Annotated in this window: 2 protein-coding genes; both read right to left on the reverse strand. The window is 41.2% G+C overall.

Features of this window, described 5'->3' with window-relative positions; translation table 11 throughout:
• Positions 1-194: 194 nt before the first annotated feature.
• On the reverse strand, positions 195-503 hold the full coding sequence (locus tag VB740_RS17915) for a KGK domain-containing protein (RefSeq protein ID WP_094350095.1): 309 nt from the start codon (positions 501-503) through the stop codon (positions 195-197).
• Between the two features lie 310 nt (positions 504-813).
• Positions 814-1,887 carry a c-type cytochrome biogenesis protein CcsB gene (gene ccsB / locus VB740_RS17920; RefSeq protein ID WP_323201308.1) on the reverse strand — a complete coding sequence of 358 codons (1,074 nt, stop codon included), beginning with the start codon at positions 1,885-1,887 and terminating at the stop codon, positions 814-816.
• Positions 1,888-2,252 lie beyond the last annotated feature (365 nt).

The following is a 2,252-nucleotide window of genomic DNA, read 5'->3' on the forward strand; positions in this document are numbered from 1 at the left end:
CGTTACGCTGTCGCTAACGCACCCTACGTATCTTTTCAAAAATCAAACCGGATTCTTATATAAGTATTATTAACTAATTTATAAACTTCTAAACTTTAATAGCAATTCAGCACATCCTATTTTATTTGTAAACATTGAGACGCAAAAGAACCCCGACTTCTGAAATAAATCAGGATTCTTTTAGTAATTGAATATTAGTTTTCTACTTGTTTGAGTTTTTGAAAAATTTCATCAAGTGGTGACTCAGATTCATCAGGACAAAATTCTAAAGCAAGTCTAACTTTTCCTTTTTTCCATCCCAAAGTACTAAATTGTAAAACTTCACAATTTAATCCTTGGGTATACAAATTTACTTCATCTGTTTCTTCTGCTCCAACATATTCCTTAATTGCTGTAATCAAATCACGGACTTTAAAGGTTTTAGCAATATTTAACTTATTAAAAGTGTCTGGTTCTATAGACACAACTTCATCGTGATTTAGTCTCTCGAATCCATCTTCCATAAATATCTCCTGTCAATAAATCTATATTTTCGAGAGATATAACAGTTCATCCGAAACAAAATGATTATTTTATAGATTTAGTCATTGGTCATTGGTCATTGGTCATTGGTCGTTATCAGTAATAATTTTTTTGTCCCGCGCGATCGCTCTTAGTGATCTCGTAAGAGTAGGGGCAACAAATAAAACTCTGCACTCCTGTGCGTTTCAACTTAAACACTCAACTCACATAGTTTTACGCGAGATTTTCCTAAGTGCTGAGTTATGAGTAAAGGTAAAATACTCAACACTCAGTACTGTCTTAGTGAGATTCTTAAAAAAACCAACCGTAAGAATGCAAACCTTTACCCAAAAGATTTACACCGAGATAGCAAACCCAAACCACAAGCAAGCCGGTGGCGGCTAAAATTGCGGGACGACGCCCTTGCCAACCGCGAGTGATTCTGGCGTGAAGGTAGGCGGCAAATACTAACCAGGTGATTAGTGCCCAAGTTTCTTTGGGGTCCCAACTCCAGTAGGAACCCCAAGCTTCGTTAGCCCAAACGCCACCGGCAATAATGCCAATTGTCAGCAGGGGAAATCCTAGCCCGATGATGCGATAGCTAATGTTGTCGAGGGTTTCGGCAAGGCTAAGGCGCTGGGGCGAAAGGGGTTCCGAATTTTGGATTTCAGATTTTGGATTTTGGATTGGGGTTGTTGTAACTAAACCCAAAACAGCAGTGCTACCGTTACCGTTGCCGTTGCTACTACTTTCAAAACGGGCAAAGCCGTTATTTTCGACAGGAGGGGCTGGTGGTTGAGAAATTAGTTCACCGGCTTTGTGCAAGCGGTAGCCGTTGCTACGATAGCCACCAGTACCTACAGAACTGCCTTGTAGTTGGATATTTTGACCGCGAGTGACAATTAAGAAAGCGATCGCTAATAATGAACCCACCATCAAAGCAGAATAACTCAACATCATGACGCTAACATGCATCATCAGCCAATTTGACTTCAAGGCAGGTACTAGCGGTTCTGACGCTTGCATCTGGGATGGTAGTGTCATAGTAGCAAAAGCTGCGATCGCCATTGCCACCGGAGCTGTTGCAACTCCTACTAAGCGGCTACGGCTACTACTTTCAGCAATGAGATGAACGGCGGTAATTCCCCAAGTTAAGAAAAACAGAGATTCATAGAGATTACTTAAGGGAAAGTAACCAGCTTCGATCCATCGTGCCCCTAGTAGAGTAGCTATGCACAAATTTGCGATCGCCATCCCAGCTGTCCCCAAAGCGGCTAGATAAGGCAGATTTGGAAAAGCCGCTCCTCCCCAATACACCAGCATTGTTAGGAATAATATGGCAAAGGAGGCATTGTCCAGCCAGTTCTGGAGTACAACCAGATTCATACAGTGTTCTCTCCGTGGATAATTTATATGGATTCTGACTGTTCTGATCCTATATGCTCAGAGGCTCATGGGACAGGAGAAAGTTATGAGTTATTAATTAATAATTTTTAATACCATTTCATGTAAAGACATACCAGACGTAAAAATTAGTGTATGGCAATTTTGAGAATTGATACAACTCCTAACTTTTCAATTGCTGTTATGGAGAAGTCGTAGATGGTGTAACAGAACTGCTTTTATGAAGAAGGGGAAGGGGGAAAGGGGAAGGGGGAAAGGTAAAAACCTCGCCCGAAGTCAAGCGAAATAATCCAAATTTGATGGGGAAGGTAAAAACCTCGCCCGAAGTCAAGCGACAATCATCATCC

This window comes from Nostoc sp. UHCC 0251 (genome assembly GCF_034932245.1).
In the GTDB taxonomy this organism is placed as follows: domain Bacteria; phylum Cyanobacteriota; class Cyanobacteriia; order Cyanobacteriales; family Nostocaceae; genus Nostoc.

What these genes read in the sequence shown, in the direction of transcription:
- VB740_RS17915 (WP_094350095.1), bottom strand. Translation starts at nt 503, where the DNA reads ATGGAAGATGGATTCGAGAGACTAAATCACGATGAAGTTGTGTCTATA.
- ccsB (WP_323201308.1), bottom strand. Translation starts at nt 1,887, where the DNA reads ATGAATCTGGTTGTACTCCAGAACTGGCTGGACAATGCCTCCTTTGCC.